This is a genomic window from Shewanella maritima (assembly GCF_004295345.1).
Classification (GTDB): Bacteria; Pseudomonadota; Gammaproteobacteria; order Enterobacterales; family Shewanellaceae; genus Shewanella; species Shewanella maritima.
Window position 1 is genome coordinate 630005 of record NZ_CP036200.1, and the last position, 16706, is coordinate 646710.

The window sequence follows — 16706 nt, forward strand, 5'->3', positions numbered from 1 at the left end:
TCATTCACATACACCGATTAAGATAAGGTAAAGTGAACTATTTACCCTTAAAAATTAACGCATGCTAATGTTCAGTATAAGGTAGGAAACACGACTTTTGTTGTAAAAATGTGAAATTCAGCAAAAATAATTAAAAAGCGGCTGCTTAGAAAGATTTACTGTATATCATATTGATTTTGAAAGGAGATTGGTTGTCATTGCCGGTTACAAGATGATCCTTATAACCAGCATATACAATTGAAACATTCCCCCGATGACTAAAACAATTAAAGCTTATACCTCAGAACTTTAAGTGACTTTTGCTCATCGATGTCCTTAAAAATTTCAGCGTTACTTAAGCGCTCTATAAATCTTAACTCAGGCGCAGTTTGCTCTACCTGTTGCATCAAAAAATCACAGCTTAACTCTGGCGCGTTAAGACACAGCAGCACTTCGCCATTTGGCGCTAACAAACTAGGTAAACGCTTTAACAACCTTTGATAGTCTTTGGTTGCCACAAAGCTACCCTTTTGATTACTTGGTGGATCAGCAATAATCAAATCGTAAGGACCAAGCTTGGTGAGCTTACCCCATGACTTAAAAATGTCATGGCCAAAAAAGCGCGCGTTGGCATCAAGCCCATTAAGTAAATGGTTACGTTTACCAATCGATAAAGCACCTTTACTCATGTCCATATTCACCACTTGCTTCGCCCCGCCTTGAAGCGCCATGACGCTAAAACCACAGGTATAGGAGAATAAATTAAGTACGTTGGCACCTTGGCTATGCTGCTTAACCCACTTTCGGCCATTGACCATATCCAAAAACAAACCGTGGTTTTGCCCGCGAAGTAAATGCACTTCGAATTGAGCCCCATTCTCTGTAATCACATGAGGCTCGGGCACTTCACCGCAAATAACTTCAGTGATAGTTTGTCCTCCTGCGCGATACTGAAACACCAAATTAAGCGCTACGTCATCATGACTTAACTTCCACTGCTCTGCTACCGCATCAAGCAGTTGCTGCTTAGCTGCTTCATCGAGCTCTTTAAAACTGGTAATGAGCAACACTGGCTTAAACCAATCCGCTAGCAAATGCTCTTCACCTGAAAACAACCCACCACGCCCATGAAATAAGCGCTCGGCGTTGTCTGTGATTTTTGCTTGGCTAATTGCAGCCAACAAACCTTTCATATCTCTTTGCCTGATTTATTATAAATTTTAAATTAAGCTGCTAGCTTCAAGTTCTTGTAACTCAAACTGCTAGCTTAAACTACTAGCTTAAACTACTAGCTTTAACTTCTTGCTTTGCTAATACTCAATATTAGTTTGGCTTAGTAATTAAAAGGCAAGAACCTATAAGTTCTTGCCTTGCTTTAAAGGTGTAACGCTTTTAACGCTGCTGTTTGATTCGAATTTAGCTATCTTGACTGTTTTCTTGCTTGTGCTGGTTAGCACTATCAATCAGCTTTGGCTGCGCCTCTGACTCACTGTCAACACTGGCAGTATTTTCGACAGATTCCGCATCAAGCTCGCTGGCATCAGAAAGCAAAATTGACAGCCAGTTACCAGACTGACTCGACTCCAAGCCAATTTTAACAATCATAGTCAATGGCACCGACAGCAGCATACCCACAGAGCCCAACATCCAGCCCCAGAAAATTAATGACAGGAACACGACAAGAGTCGATAAACCAAGGCCTTTACCCATGTACTTAGGTTCAACCACATTGCCCATCACCGTATTAGTACCTAGATACAAGGCTGCGGTAATACCCGCTGCTCCCGGCCCCATTTGAATAAACGCCAGTAGCACAGCAGGAACCGCCGCGATAATAGAGCCAATATTGGGGATGTAGTTAAATAGGAAAGCAATCACTGCCCATAGCAGTGCATAATCAACCCCAATGATAGTTAAACCTATACCCACCACAGCACCGGTAGCTAAGCTAACCAGGGTTTTAATCATCATGTATTGATTCACCGACTGCAGAAATTTGTCGATTTGCTTTAAGCGCATATCAGGGTCATCCAGCGCTAAATGAAACTTCTTCGGTAAGGTTTGCGCTTCAAATAGCATGAACACAATTGTCAGTATGATTAAGAACAAGTTAGCCATCACATTGCCTACGCCTGAGAGCATATTGGTAGTCATACTCAAGGCGACACTTGGGTCAAAGTAATCAAGTACCTTGTCTTTTGAAATATGAATATTAAAGCTCTTAAGCTTTTCTAATATCCATGAAAACTGATCGATTAATTGCGTGCGATAAACAGGCACTTGCTTAGAAAATTCATTGATAGATGATCCAATTAGGCTTGCCAACCATAAACCTATAAGCACGATGAACAACATCAAAATGAGCACCGCCACACCTTTAGGGATTTTATAGCGGGTCATGGTGACGATAGCTGGGTTACAAATCATCGCAAGAAATGCCGAAAGTACAAACGGTACTACAATCGGGCTTGCCGCCTTTACCCCCGCCATAATCACGATAAGACAGGCCATCACAATAAAGCTTCTTATTGCCATGGATGAATCCTGTAGTCCCTTCATATATAAACCCTTAGTTGTTGGTGCTGGTTGTTTTCATTTGCTTGAAGTTCTAACACCTGAATCTTTTCGGTGTTAGTTGATTTGAGTTAACGCAAAAGTGCAAAGCAACTGAAAATGCTTTACTGTCTTAACTAAAGCTCTGTGCGTCAGTCTTTGCTAATGATACCGACAATAAATATTTTTAAAACAAGTTACTAGGACCAATATCTATGCTCAACCCAAATACAGCAATTATCCGCATAAAAAACCTTCGCCTACGTACCTATATCGGCATCAAACAAGAAGAAATCGACAACCAGCAAGATGTGATAGTCAATGTCGTGATCCATTACTGTGCTGAGCAAGCGCGTCAAAGCGAAGATATTAACGAAGCACTTAACTATCGTACCATTACCAAAAAGGTTATTGCGCTAATTGAAAATAACCGCTTTTCACTGCTAGAAAACCTAACCAGTCAAGTGCTTGCGATTGCCAGTGAGCACAATTGGGTTGAGTACGCCAGTGTCGAAATTGATAAGCCACATGCCCTGAGATTTGCCGACTCGGTGTCAATGGAGCTCTGCTACCATAAGCACAACGACTGATCTCACAGTTAGCTGACTTCGTATATTTTTGCGTACGAACTAAGCTAAACAAATAACTTACATAGCGCACTTCATTTACATCAACGCGGAGGTATCAGTTTGATGAAGATATTAATTACTGGTGCCACCGGTTTTGTTGGCAAAGAACTTGTATCTGCACTCATTGGCCATCAACTTGTCATCCTCACTCGTGATGCAAGACGCGCAGCCACCACACTTGGCACTCAACACGAGTATGTCGCGTCATTAATTGAGCTAAACGATCTGAACCATATTGACGCAGTTATCAATCTTGCTGGCGAGCCAATCGTTGGCAAACGCTGGAGCGACAAACAGAAACAGGTCATTTGCGACAGCCGTTGGAACATCACCTCAGCGCTGACCCAGCTACTCAATCAAAGTAGTCAACCACCCCACACCTTTATTAGCGCGTCAGCGATAGGCTTTTACGGCCGGCAAGGTATGACACAAGTCACTGAAGATAGCCCAGTTCATGAAGAATTTAGCCACCATGTGTGTAAAGAGTGGGAGCGCCTAGCACTTGAAGCACAATCTGAGCAAACACGAGTATGCATCACCCGCATTGGTCTGGTACTTGGCGCCGATGGTGGCGCGCTAGAGAAAATGTTGTTGCCATTTAAGCTCGGTCTTGGCGGCCCCATTGGAGATGGCAAACAAGGCTTTAGTTGGATTCATATTGACGATCTTATTGGGCTGCTAAAGTTTTTACTTGAGAACAGTCAAACTCAGGGGGTATTTAATGCTGTATCTCCAAACCCGATTAGTCAAAAAGACTTTGCCACAGCTCTTGGCAAAGCACTGCATCGTCCAGCCCTCATTCCAACCCCAGCTCTTGCACTGCGTCTAGCTATGGGGGAAATGTCAGATTTACTCACTCAGGGACAATATGTGGTGCCAAACCATGCTTTGGCGAGTGGTTATCATTTTGAATATTCAGATATTAATCAGGCGCTAAATCAAATTCTTAATCACTGATAAATTTGCCGCTAAATCAATCTTCTTCAGATGTTGGCACGAATGATGTCAATTACAGCTTTATAACGGCTCGGCAGCTGCCTTTGGTTGTTGCTAATCATCAACAAAGGCTCGGTAACATTAACTGAGTTAAACTGGTTAAAATCAGCAATGGTAACCTTGTCATAGTAAGGTGAGTGCTTTACTGCGAACTCAGGTAGCACAGCAAAACCTAAGCCTTGAGACACGGGCAGTAATATCTGGTTGAGTTGATTAACAAACCCACGCACATTGACCTCATGAGCAAGCGGCATAGCTTTGGCAAAATAATGCCTAACAAAACTTAACCAGTAGTGTTGCCCATCTGGATGGTTAATCATGCCAAGCTCAAGCAAGGCATCAAAATCCCACATGCGGTGCGGCTCATCTTTAGGAATAACAACGCATAATCGTTGCTCACCTAATTGCACCACATTCAACAGCGGATGAGATATTTGCTGGGTAATTAAGCCAAGCTCAATATCACCGTCAATCACATGATTAATGATGCTTTTGTTGGGCGCAGCTTCGAGCATTATGGTCAAATTGGGGTGATTGGTTTGGTGCTCAATTAACTTTGAGTACAACTGCATTGCCATTGAACCTGAACTTGCTATGCGGCATTCACCTTGCGTTGCATCATCTTTATCCAATGTTGCAATAAACTCGCTATGCTCTGCAAACAAGCGTTTTGCATATTGATATACCGCCTGCCCTTCCCTTGTCACTTCAAAACCTTTACCTAAACGATTTAAAAGTGGCCGCTTTAGCTCTTGCTCTAGTTTTTTCACGTGCTGAGTAACGCCTGGCTGGGTCATAAAAAGCCTCTCTGCTGTTTGTCCAAAGTGGCCAACATCAACTAGGGTAATAAAGGTTTTTAAACAATTTGGACTCAACATGCGTATTAGTCTCCTACGCTGACACGATAATGCAAAATTAAATAAAAAATAATTATCAATTTAATCATAAATGATAATTTTAATTTCTTACAGCATTTACCTAAACTGAGCTCATCAAATTGATTGCGACATAAATTAGGAGTATCAAATGGCTAATACTTACCCACGCAGCTTTTCTCACATCGGTATTTCAGTACCAGACTTAGAGGCCGCGGTTAAATTCTATACTGAGGTTCTAGGCTGGTACCTGATCATGGAGCCTACTGAAATTGTTGAAGATGACAGCGCAATTGGCGAAATGTGTACTGACGTATTCGGCGCGGGTTGGGGTTCATTTAGAATTGCTCACCTGTCAACAGGTGACCGCATCGGTGTTGAGTTGTTCCAATTCGTCAACCAGGAAAACCCAGAAAACAACTTTGAATACTGGAAAACTGGCGTATTCCACTTCTGTGTTCAAGACCCTAATGTTGAAGAACTGGCTGAGAAAATTGTCGCAGCTGGCGGTAAAAAGCGTATGAAAGCACCACGATACTACTATCCAGGTGAAAAACCTTACCGCATGATCTATATGGAAGATCCGTTTGGTAATATCCTTGAGATTTACAGCCACAGCTATGAGCTGCACTACTCAAGTGGCGCATATAACTAAACTAGAGCTTATAATTTAGTTAATGATAACGGCAGTAGTTTATAGCGTTAGTTCACTCGTGCTTGTTTAAGAGTGCTAGCGCTAAGATGTACTAGCTAAGACGTACTGACTAATAGTTACTGCCGTATTTTCTTTTTATCTCAACGACTTCTACTTGGTATTCCTGATACCACTTTTGTTTACCGAACATTTGCGCCTTAGCATGTTCGACATCTCGGTGCCATCGCTCAATGTCTTTTTCACTGTTCCAGTACGAAATAGCCACTTCCATATCACCCTCGGTGACCGCAATAAAATCGACACAGTGATATTTCTCGAATGCTAGCTCTCGCATTCTTGCGACCATTTCAGTGTATTGCTCATCTTGCTCGCCCACTTTGGCTTTAAAAATCACTGCATACATATCGAGTTTGTCCTTACTATTGTTTTTATTGTTATTTGTGTAATTGCGCTATGTGCTACTAAACCACTATCGAACCCAATATTTGAACTCTTTATCGAACTCTTTATTCGAGCTCTCTATTCGGGAAAGGCCTTAGAACACGACCGTTTTGTTGCCATAAACCACAACTTTCTCACTTAACACCAACTGCAACGCCTTGCTCAATACGCTCTTTTCTACATCGCGCCCGTGGTGAGCTAACTCCTGAGCGCTATAACTATGATCAACATTAATGACATCTTGTTTAATGATCGGCCCTTCATCGAGATTATCATTAACAAAGTGCGCTGTCGCGCCGATGATTTTCACTCCACGCTCCCATGCCTGCTTGTATGGCGATGCGCCAATAAATGCCGGTAAAAATGAGTGATGGATATTGATAATTCGATGGGTAAAATGACTGACAAAATTTGGCGTCAGTACGCGCATAAACTTAGCCAGCACCAAATAATCAGCCTGGTAGGGCAAGATAACGTCTAACATAGCCTGCTCATGTTGCTCGCGGGTCACACCCAGATGATCAACATAATGATATGGAATTGAGAACTTCTCGACCAATTTACCAAGTTCAGGGTAATTGCCCACTACAGCAGCAATCTCTACATCAAGCCCACCATAGTATGCCTTCATTAAAATATCGCCTAAACAATGGGCTTCCTTGGTCACCATGATCACAATGCGCTTTTTACCCGCTTCGACCAGCTTTACGTGATTTTGCTTGGGCAGTACTTTGGCTAGATCATCAAGAAACAGTTGATCAGTAAACTCACCTTCAAGCTCAGTGCGCATATAAAAGCGGTTATTATCGCGGTCAACAAACTCTTTATTTTTTATGATATTGAGTTGATGCTGAAAACACACACCAGTGATTTTTGCTATCAATCCCTGCGCATCGGCGCAGTCTGTAATTAACACTTTGCGGTTAACACTTAAACCTTGCAGCTCTGGCTTCTCAGGTTTCTTTGGTTTATCAAATTTCTTTGGCTCGGATGAAGTTTGTTGTGATGTACTGCTCGCTTTCGATAGCGAAAGTTCACTAGGTGATGAAGGCATATATTGGCTCCGCTAAATATTACTTTCCAGCAGTTTGACATTGTGATGAACAAGATAGAGATACAAATAGTGATTTCAGAAGATATATGAGCAGGTTTTACTGTAGCAATGAGTTATTAATAAAAAAGCGCATAAATACTGAAGATTATGCAATCCAGACCAACAAATAAAAGACCTTGTCAGCCTTATTATCTGATTTAACGGCGCGACTCCATATACCGTTGCAATAATTTACGAATAGTCTCAGCCTTGGTGCCGTAAACCACCTGAACGCCTTGGCCGACCACAACAACGCCTTTTGCTCCCAGTGCCATTAAACGAGTTTTATCAATAATATCCGCTTGTTTAACGCTGATCCGCAAGCGGGTTAAACATGCACTAAGCTCGGTAATATTATCTTTGCCGCCTAACGCCCCTATCATGGCAATTAAGCTTTCTTTTTGCTGTGCATTTGAGCTTACCGCTACCCTGCCTGGCGTTTTCAAGTTAAAGGCCAAAATAGATACTCTAAACAGACTGTAATAGAGCAGCGCTGTCATCGGGCCAAGTACCCAAAACCAGCTGGTGTTTGATGATTGCGAAAACAGCAAAGTAAAGTCCACCAAGCCGTGGGAGAACACAATACTGTGGTTAATGTTAAGCCAGATACACAGGCTATAAGCAAGACCTGTCAGTAGCGCATGTACGAAAAACAACAAAGGTGCGACAAACATAAAGGCAAATTCAAGTGGTTCAGTGACACCTGTTAGCCAGCAAGCTGTTGCGGCCGATAACATAATACCTGCAACGCGGTTTTTCTCGCTAGAATCAGCACATTTCCATATGGCAAACCCTGCTGCAGGTAAGCCCCACATTTTTATTAGATAGCCACCGGCTAGGTTGCCAGCAGATGGATCGCCCGCTAAATACCGCCCAATTTCGCCGCGTACTAGATTGTCTTCGCTCATATACTGCCCCACTTCGAAATAAAATGGCGCATTCCATATATGATGCAATCCAAGCGGGATTAATAGTCGCTCTGTTGTGCCATACAAACCAAATGCAAAAGCAGGGTCTTGATACACCGCCCAGTTTGATAGTTGTTGAATTAATTCGAACATCGGCGGCCACAGATTCGCAGCGACGAACCCGAGCAACATAGAAATCGGAATATTAATTAAAGGCGCACTACGCCGCCCTTCAAAAAACGAAAAGATCCCCAAGGACGTGACACGATGACTCAGACTAACCGCTAAACAAGTCGAGGCGCCAATTAGCATACCTCCGGCAATCCCGGTATCTATGGTATCGATACCCCAAATCTGAATTGAAGGTAAATCATATAGCTCTGTTAACGCGCCCATCGTAGAGGTAAACACGCCAAAGCCAAAAACGGCAGAAAATGCCGCGATGCCTTGGTCTTTACAAAACCCAATCGCTATCGACACTGCAAATAACAAAGGCATCATTGAAAAGATTAAATGGCCGACAGCCGAGAAAATTACGTTTAACTCTTGGGGGATAAATGGCAGAGGGTTAACAGTTAAGCCGAGCATAATCCCTGCAGCCGGTAAAATAGCAACAGGGATTAATAATGCCTGGCTTAAGCGCTGAGCGAATCTAAACCAGTGTTGATGAATAAAACTTACGCCGCGTCTAGTGATTGAGCCGCGCCATGCCACACTGAGATCCATTGACTTGCCTCTTGTTCCGGTTCCATGGTTTCACACGCATCAATCTTCAGTGTTTCCGTTAATGCTTGCGCGCCAAGTTCAATAAATAGCTCTTCTAATTGATCCGCAGCGCCGCAAAAGTTCTCATAACTGGAATCGCCCAAGCCAACGATGCTAAAGCGTAACTTTGGCGAGTATGGCGCTTGCGACTGCAGTTGGCTAAACCAAGGTAAGATATCGTCAGGTAAATCTCCTTGGCCGGTAGTGGAGCTCACAATAATTAATAGCTCATCTTGCGGTGGAGTAAAGCTGGCTAAATCGACTGGGTGAAGTAACCTGGCGGTGTAACCTAAATCAGCTATCGCGGTATTGATTGTTTCTGCTGTGAACTGTGCTGCTCCGTAGACAGTGCCATAAACGATATTGACGGTTTGCATGGTTACTTCTCCATAAGTATTTCAATCGTCTAACGATTGTTGATTTTTCTGACGACTTATTGTTAATGTAAGCAGCTATCGAACAGGTTGCAAGTGTTTAGCTGTATCGCAAGATCTTAACTACAACGCAGCGATGTCCATTGCTGCGCCTGAATCTAAACAGTCATCCATACCCAGTAGGTTAAATACCGTGAGCCACTCATTCTCTAACTCAGTTTCAATGTGCACGCGAGTATGGGTGATTGGGTGGGTGAAACTTAAACTTTTAGCGATTAACCATAGCCTATTTATGCCAGTGTGCTCCCTAAAAAAGCGGTTTTGCTTGCCATCTCCATGAGTCGTATCCCCAACAATCGGGTGTCGCAGATGCGCCATATGACGGCGCAGTTGATGCTTACGCCCCGTTTTGGGTAACAAACGGACTAAACCGTAACGTGAGGTTGGATAACGCCCTGAGCTATAGGGGATTTCACAATTAGCCAGTGGCTGATATTCAGTCACCGCATCTTGAGCAGCTTTGTCTTTAGCAGCATATTTGTCACCAATATCATCGGCTTCATATTTAAGGGCGTAATCGAGAATATCACCTTGTAAAATATTGCCGCGCACCAAAGCTAAATAGCATTTCTCAATGGTGTGCTGCTCAAATTGCTGGCACATCAAGTTTGCCACTTCACTTGATTTGGCGAACAGCAATACACCAGATGTTGGTCTGTCTAGTCGATGAATTGGAAACACATGGCAGCCAACTTTGTCACGGGTAAGCTGCATGGCAAAAAACTTCTCTTTTCGCGCAAGATAACTGCGATGCACCAACAAACCAGCGGGTTTATGAATAGCAACCAAGTGTTCATCTTCATAAAGCACTTCAATCTCAGGTGCTTGTTGCTCTGCTAATGCCTCTGCTACTAATGCCTCTACTTCAACGTCTGCAGAGTCAGATGTGGCTGGTTTTTCAGTCAAAGTTTCATTTTGATTATCGAAATCATGCTTATTCATTATTACTACCATGCTCTCTATTTAGGCGAGCCGACTAGTGCATCTAGCTGGGCGATAAATTGGATAAGCGCTTTTCGCTCTGTGATGCCATCCCACACGTGCTCAGCCATAGGAGCAATAGCCATGTTTGATGGCAACGGGAGACCAGCTTCTATTAGCGCCGTCATTTTAGGGATAAAAATGAACTGCAGCCACTGCTCAAGGGCAAGGGTATCGCAGGCAAACGGCGCTGAGCTGGCTAAAGCCTGTGCACTCGGAGCCTGCGTTGACCACAGTTGCTGACTCTTCAATAAAGATTCAAGCTCGACTAATTGTTGCTGCACTTGCTGATGACTCATAAAAACTCAATAAAACACCTGAAAAAGGTTGAATATGATACCATCTAGCCCCATTAATACCCACAGATTAGTCGTTGATTGCATAGGCTGCTTAAGCTTAGAGAACAAACCATAAACGACACCAATGAACCGAATACAAGATAGTTAGTGCCCTATGACGCAAATTAATACCCTCAGTGAGTTTTTAGCCACTGCCAACACCCAGTTTCAAGTTTATGATTTAGGCCGCAGGGTACAAAGCATCGACATGATGGCTTTCCATCAAATTGAAGAGCTACAAGCGCCTTACCCGTACCCGATTCAAGGTCACGCTCAATTTGCCATCGTATTTTGGCAAGAGTCGCAAACACCGTACATTTGGTTTTTAAAACTGCCATTAGATGAGCGCGGACTATTATCGCCAGCTCAGCGCACTCAATTTATTAAAATGGTTATCGAAGCCTTAGGCCGCGACCCAACGCAGCCTTTATCTGACGAGCAGCAAGAGCTGCTTGGTAACCACCCTTTCACCTTTAAGCCAAGTCAGGAAAAGTTGGCGATATTTAACGCGCTAGTGCGTCAACAGCTTGGGCAACAAGCCTCTAGCCAATATGAGTTTGCTGTGCAGTATCTATCGGGGCAAACATCACTCGATAACTGGCAACAACTGGGTATTCAAGGCATTGCCGATGTATGCGTGCGCGCTAAGCAGTTTGACCACACCGAGCAGCTTATTCAATGCTTTGACCTAGCACCTGTTGAGGTGCAAGCCGCTGTTTGTCAGTGCCTTGAGCATGTTTACATTGAGCCAGAGCTTGCTAAGCGTATCTATCGCAGCCTGAATTTAGTGCCAAACGATCATAAAAGTACTTATCTGCGCGCCCTAGCGTCAAACGTTGAGCTATCTCAAGCAGCAATTAAAGAGCTAGATAAACAAGACAAACTAGGCCAGGAGTTGCTGATCACCATCGCAGCTCGAAACTGGCTAGCACTAAAAGATGACCAGATCCGCAAAATTTACCTAGAGGCGTTAGCCAAGCAGCCACAAGGCTTTTTCAACCAGGTATTTGCTGATATCGTGGCAATTCCAAGCTTGCGTAATCCGCTGCTGGCTGAACTGCGCAGCCCTGAGCGTAGCAACCAACTTTCTACCGCAATTGGCGGTGTATTTAAGGCATTAAGTCAATGATGAGTGACTTTTTAATTATTGTTGCCGTGGTGGTGATTGCCGCTTTCTTCTGGCAATTAAGGCAAATGGCTGAGCTAAGCAAAGCCTATGCCGAGCAGTCTTGCGGTAAACAACGAGTGCAATTTGTATCTATTGCCATGTTGAATGCTAGCCCAAGTATTGGTGGGCAAACTGGCCTGTGCTGGAACGCGAAGTTTATGTTTGAATTTAGCACCGATGGCGAAAACCTGTTCAAGGCCCACATTGATATGAAAGGCAAAACGATTAAGAAAGTGTCCTGGCCTATTTTCCCAGAACCTGATTGGCAAAGTGCCCCAATGGCACGTGGCAAATTCGGCGGCTGTGGCTCTGGCGGCGGTTGTAATTCAGGTAAATGTCGCTAGTACTTGTTTACCCATACTGGCATAAGTCTTTGAATAAAAAATTTAGTTTAATAACAGAAAAACGCGGCTGATGCCGCGTTTTTTGTTTCATCCCTAAACCACCAAGCCTTGTCGTAACGTCAAGTTACTTAGTGACCGAATCACTTTTGACAAACTTACCTTGATCATCAAATGGCCAATCTATGCCAAGCCAAGCTTTAAGCGTGGCCTTTTGTACATCACTCGGGTTTTCTACACCAGAGATAGCCAGTTTGCCTTTGGGCGCTTGACGTAACGTCAGTTCAACATCGGTCAGGCGATCATTTTTAAAAATGGTCAGCTTAACCTCATCCCCATCTTTAAAATCTTCTAAGCGTTTACTAAAGCCAGATGCCGTCACTTTTAATCCATTAATTGCCACTACTTCATCACCGGCTATCACACCCGCTTGCCACGCAGGTCCGTCACGGCGCACATGGGAAATCGTTAAATCATCGTGTTTGGAAGATAAGGTAATGCCTGCATCAATTGTATGCTTGTCTTTTGGGTAGTTAGCTTTTAAACCGGCTTGACCGAGCAAAGTATCAAAATCTAGCGCTTTAGGTGCATCGACATATTCTTGCCACCAAGCTTGATAATCTTTACCTGAAATATCCTTCAAGATGTTTTTCACATCGGCAACGGTAAAGCCTTTAGGGATTTTAAAATCACGATAAAGCGCGCGGTGTACATCTCGGTATGTCACCTGCTGCTCGGTGGTTTCAATCAAGTCTAAATCCAGCGCCATCGAGGTAAAGTAACCTTCAGAATAGATGCTCACACTATGGTTAATTGCATAATCACCATAGGTATTTACCCACTGCCCTAAACTCGACTCGGCAATCGACTGAATATCGCGTCCAGGGGTGTGCATATTACGATCGATACGCTTAGCTAAATCAGCAAAGAATTCTTTTGGCGTCATCACCCCAGCGCGCAATAGCAACTGATTTTGAAAGTAGCTCGTTGAGCCTTCAGACAGCCAAATCAAAGAGGTCATGTTCTCCGACTGATAGTCATAAGGCACCATACCTTGTGGGCGATAAGCTTTCACATTCCATGTATGAATAAATTCATGAGAGGCTGTGCTAATAAATCTTAAATAATCAGCACGTTCACGGAACATAAATCTTGGTAATTGGATAATCGTTGAGTTTAAGTGCTCGGTTGCACCGCGTACGCCGCTTGTGGCGTGCACCATATATACATAACGCTCAAATGGGTAGTCGTCCCAAATTGCACTCGCTGTACCACTAATTTTAGCTAAATCGTTGACCACTTGCTCGGTGTCATAGTTACCCTCGCCCCAAAACACCACTTCATAATCACGGCCATCGGCTTCGAAGCTGAAATGCTGGTTAATACCGGTTTCAATCGGTGAATCCACCAGCACATCATAGTTGTCTGCTTTAAATGAGTGAGATTTACGACCGCTTTCCATGCCTGAATGACTTTGCCAACCTTTTGGCACATCCATATTAACCAGCACTTGTTGGTCTCTAAACTCAGGGCTGTACATAAATACGCCAGATGCGTCTAGATACGCATGAGAATCGTCGATATGGCGTAGTCTGTCACCGAGCTCGTTAGCATGTAGATCATAAGTCACACTCACCTTAGTTGGCTTAGTTAGCTCAACGCGCCACTCACCACTGGCACTGCGTACCCAAGGTAATCGTTTGCCGCGACTATCTGTAGCCTTAAAGTTACGAATGCCATCCGCTACAGGTAAAATGTCGTAGCGTCCGGTGCGCCAAACCGGCAGGTTTATTACCAATTCATCACTTTGGGCTTTAGGAAACTCAACGGTTACTTTGGCGTTATGGTGCTGTGGTTCGGTCAAGTCAATGTGATATTCCACTTGAGCTAAAGCAGATTGCGCCCAAGTTGATGTCGCTAGTGCACAACTAACGAAAATAGCCGTTGAGTTTAGTTTCACTCTTTGTTCCTTCTGGTATGATATTTTTGTGTTTTTTGTAAGAGTCTTTTTACAGTTACGCCCAAACGTGTTTCAAGCATGTTTTCAAATTGCTAACTGGCGAGGCAGTATATCAAGCAAAATAAACTCTCACAGCAAATTACCATCTGCCGTTACAATTTATTTCTCGCCTTAGATGATTGAGATTTCGTTAAAAGGCAGCGTGGTGCTAGTGCAAAGTTAACAGCGAACAAGGAAGAGTAATCACATAATGCGGATCTGTTTTTTATTGATAGGGCTGATGTTGAGCGTGATGGTCAACATAGTTAACGCAAACTCTCTTGAACAGTTGGAAATTCAATTTCGCGAACACCCTCAGCAGCTGTATCAAACGCTGCTCAACAAAACCCAATACCCGCTCATCATTAACAATAAGCAAGACTTGCAGCAGGCCGCCGCTGTTACTGGCATGTCAGCGCCTGAGTTACATCAAAACCTAGTGACGCTCGCAAGGCTAACGTTAGAAACCAGCGTTGCGAGTAAAAATAAATACCAACAAGCCCAAACCCTACTTAATCAACTTGACGTACTAGCGCAATCAAACCTAGATCAAGCTATGGTGCTTATGCTGCAGGCAAGGTATAAAGCGAGACGTCACCAGGAATACAAAACTGCCATTAGCGAATTTAACGAAGCTCTCACTAAAGTTGCTTCAGAGTCTAGCCCACAGGCAACCTTGTTTCGCTATATAGTCCATGAGCAATTGAGTAGTTTAAATCACCTGATTTACCGCCCAGTGCCAGCGCTGTCCCACTTGAATCATTTTCGCGATATTGCATATCAACTACGTAATGAGTATTTCATCTCATTAGCTGAGTCAGCGCTGGGAAAATACTACAGCCGTAATGATGACAAAGCGAAGTCCCTGCAGCATTACAGCGAAGCGTTTCGTATCTCGAATCGCTTGCAATACAAGGCATTGCAAGCTGGCACTCAGCTCAGCCTCGCCCGTACTTATCGCGACTTAGAGCAATGGGATGATGCCTTAAAGTATGGCCATGATGCAGTTGCCACCTATCAAGGCTTAAACAGATTAAGCTATGTTGCTCAGGCTCTTAGCGCTATCGCCATAACTTATAAAGGTAAGCAAGAGTGGCACAAGGCAATCGACTATTACCTCAACTCAGAGCAGGTAAATAGACAGCTCAATAACGAAATAGCGCTTGGGATTAACTTTCATAATCTTGGCGAAGCTTATGCTGAAATTGGTGATATTCAAGCATCATTAACGTCCCTGCAAAAAGCCAATGAAGTATTCCGCTCTCGTAAGCTTAACCATTACCTTGTGCACAACGAGCTACTGTTTGCCAAAGTCACTGCAAATGAAAACATGTGGAGCGCTACGATTAATCACGCTCAAGAGGCGCTAAAACTCGCGACTCTGCAATCTCTGGATAAAGAAACCCTAGAGGCACTTGAGTATCTAGCCAAAGCCTACAAAAATACTGGTCAGCTTGATAAGGCAATAGCAGTTTTTGAGCAAATGATTGTGGTAGATGACAGAATGGAGTCAGTCGCACAGAATAAAGATAGCACCAGCGATCTCACTGTGCAGAAGCTTAAATTTGAACTTGGACTAATTAAAAATCAGCTTGATGAACAAGCTGCACATAAAAAGCGTAATCAACTTAGGCTTGTCGGCTTGCTTATCACCACTGTGCTGTTTTTCTTAGCCTTTGTTATCACCCTAAAACGCCAACGCTCAGTAGCGCGTAAATTGACTCAGCTAGAGTCTGAGCAGCAGCGTGATCCTATAACACAAGTGAAAGGTTACCAAGGGCTAGTCAACAAGCTTGGAGCAGCCAGTGACTCGCAAGCCCAGCGAACATTATCTCTGGTAAATGTGCGCGCTCTGAATAACGATGATTTAAATTTAGGGCTCACGGAATCAAATGCTAAGACGCAACAGTTTGTTGATCAGCTAGAGCATTTATTGCCGGTTTCAGCATACATTATTCGCCCTGGCGTTATCGCCTGTTACTTTAACTCTCGTCATCTACCAGAACAAATTCTCACAGCTATAGAACAAGCCTTAAGTCGAGTAAAAGAGCAGCAAGCTATCCCAAGATTCCAAGAGCAAGAAAGCAATCAGATGATTGCCTTAGGGCACGTGCATTTGCCCCTATTGGATAATCCAGATGTGTATGTATCACCACAACTGCAAATTGAAGCAGTACAGTTTGCACTAGCCGCGGCTAGTACTATTGGCTTACCCAAAAGCTATATTTCACTTAAAACACTCAATTTTGCCCCTGCGGCAATTTTCGCAGCGCCTCTTTATCTAAATTTAAATCAGGCGCTAAGTCGCGGCATTATTCGAGCTGAGTCAAACCATGATTTAGATAAAGTGAATTGGCCAAAGTTAAAAGTGAGGAATGAATCACTAATTGAGTCTCAATAAGGTGATTTTTGTTCTAAATACTTAATCCAAGGTACATTATCCTTACAACATCACTATAATGGTGCTAGACACAACTTTAGTTCTAGCTCCAAACGGATTTGTACAATTGCTCTAATTTGAGCGTAATATTAGTGCAGTAAAAGGCTATAA

At 43.5% G+C, this 16706-nt stretch carries 16 protein-coding genes; 6 read left to right on the plus strand and 10 right to left on the minus strand.

Features of this window, described 5'->3' with window-relative positions:
• Positions 1-266: 266 nt before the first annotated feature.
• Together EXU30_RS02710 and EXU30_RS02715 are read right to left on the minus strand one after the other, a co-directional pair.
• The gene (locus tag EXU30_RS02710) at positions 267-1172 is read right to left on the minus strand and encodes a class I SAM-dependent methyltransferase (protein WP_130597696.1); all 906 of its coding nucleotides are present in this window, start codon (positions 1170-1172) and stop codon (positions 267-269) included.
• A gap of 223 nt (positions 1173-1395) precedes the next feature.
• Complete coding sequence (locus tag EXU30_RS02715) at positions 1396-2538, minus strand: AI-2E family transporter (protein ID WP_130597697.1); 1143 nt, start codon at positions 2536-2538, stop codon at positions 1396-1398.
• A 209-nt stretch (positions 2539-2747) separates the two neighbouring features.
• Here EXU30_RS02715 and folX point away from each other — a divergent pair, with 209 nt between their 5' ends.
• Both folX and EXU30_RS02725 read left to right on the plus strand, forming a co-directional pair.
• Complete coding sequence (gene folX, locus EXU30_RS02720) at positions 2748-3122, plus strand: dihydroneopterin triphosphate 2'-epimerase (RefSeq protein ID WP_130597698.1); 375 nt, start codon at positions 2748-2750, stop codon at positions 3120-3122.
• Positions 3123-3224: 102 nt separating this feature from the next.
• Positions 3225-4118: a TIGR01777 family oxidoreductase gene (locus EXU30_RS02725; RefSeq protein WP_130597699.1), complete on the plus strand. Its 894-nt coding sequence runs from the start codon at positions 3225-3227 to the stop codon at positions 4116-4118.
• Positions 4119-4144: 26 nt separating this feature from the next.
• On the opposite strand, the gene EXU30_RS02730 is transcribed toward EXU30_RS02725, so the two are convergent.
• Positions 4145-5035 (minus strand): LysR family transcriptional regulator, encoded by an 891-nt coding sequence (locus EXU30_RS02730; protein WP_130597700.1) that lies wholly within the window; start codon positions 5033-5035, stop codon positions 4145-4147.
• A gap of 148 nt (positions 5036-5183) precedes the next feature.
• Here EXU30_RS02730 and EXU30_RS02735 point away from each other — a divergent pair, with 148 nt between their 5' ends.
• Complete coding sequence (locus EXU30_RS02735; RefSeq protein WP_130597701.1) at positions 5184-5687, plus strand: lactoylglutathione lyase family protein; 504 nt, start codon at positions 5184-5186, stop codon at positions 5685-5687.
• Positions 5688-5796: 109 nt separating this feature from the next.
• Here EXU30_RS02735 and EXU30_RS02740 read toward each other — a convergent pair whose 3' ends face one another.
• The 6 genes from EXU30_RS02740 to EXU30_RS02765 form a co-directional block, all read right to left on the minus strand.
• On the minus strand, positions 5797-6090 hold the full coding sequence (locus tag EXU30_RS02740; RefSeq protein WP_130597702.1) for an antibiotic biosynthesis monooxygenase family protein: 294 nt from the start codon (positions 6088-6090) through the stop codon (positions 5797-5799).
• A gap of 132 nt (positions 6091-6222) precedes the next feature.
• A complete protein-coding gene (gene purU / locus EXU30_RS02745) occupies positions 6223-7182 on the minus strand; it encodes a formyltetrahydrofolate deformylase (RefSeq protein ID WP_130597703.1) in 960 nt (319 codons plus the stop codon).
• A 197-nt stretch (positions 7183-7379) separates the two neighbouring features.
• Positions 7380-8855 (minus strand): PTS transporter subunit EIIC, encoded by a 1476-nt coding sequence (locus EXU30_RS02750; RefSeq protein ID WP_130597704.1) that lies wholly within the window; start codon positions 8853-8855, stop codon positions 7380-7382.
• Positions 8807-9271, minus strand: coding sequence for a flavodoxin (locus tag EXU30_RS02755; RefSeq protein ID WP_130597705.1), 465 nt, complete (start codon positions 9269-9271; stop codon positions 8807-8809). Before EXU30_RS02755 ends, EXU30_RS02750 begins: the two co-directional genes overlap by 49 nt.
• Before the next feature lie 120 nt (positions 9272-9391).
• Positions 9392-10270, minus strand: coding sequence for a tRNA pseudouridine(65) synthase TruC (truC, locus tag EXU30_RS02760; RefSeq protein WP_130597706.1), 879 nt, complete (start codon positions 10268-10270; stop codon positions 9392-9394).
• A gap of 17 nt (positions 10271-10287) precedes the next feature.
• Positions 10288-10608 (minus strand): YqcC family protein, encoded by a 321-nt coding sequence (locus EXU30_RS02765; protein WP_130597707.1) that lies wholly within the window; start codon positions 10606-10608, stop codon positions 10288-10290.
• Positions 10609-10762: 154 nt separating this feature from the next.
• Between EXU30_RS02765 and EXU30_RS02770 the strand changes: the two genes are divergently transcribed.
• Positions 10763-11776 (plus strand): DUF3549 family protein, encoded by a 1014-nt coding sequence (locus tag EXU30_RS02770; protein WP_130597708.1) that lies wholly within the window; start codon positions 10763-10765, stop codon positions 11774-11776.
• Complete coding sequence (locus tag EXU30_RS02775) at positions 11773-12159, plus strand: DUF3301 domain-containing protein (protein ID WP_130597709.1); 387 nt, start codon at positions 11773-11775, stop codon at positions 12157-12159. Before EXU30_RS02770 ends, EXU30_RS02775 begins: the two co-directional genes overlap by 4 nt.
• Before the next feature lie 124 nt (positions 12160-12283).
• On the opposite strand, the gene EXU30_RS02780 is transcribed toward EXU30_RS02775, so the two are convergent.
• Complete coding sequence (locus EXU30_RS02780) at positions 12284-14116, minus strand: M61 family metallopeptidase (RefSeq protein WP_130597710.1); 1833 nt, start codon at positions 14114-14116, stop codon at positions 12284-12286.
• 292 nt (positions 14117-14408) lie between these two features.
• Here EXU30_RS02780 and EXU30_RS02785 point away from each other — a divergent pair, with 292 nt between their 5' ends.
• Positions 14409-16556, plus strand: a complete 2148-nt coding sequence (locus EXU30_RS02785; RefSeq protein WP_242620381.1) for a tetratricopeptide repeat protein — start codon at positions 14409-14411, stop codon at positions 16554-16556.
• Positions 16557-16706 lie beyond the last annotated feature (150 nt).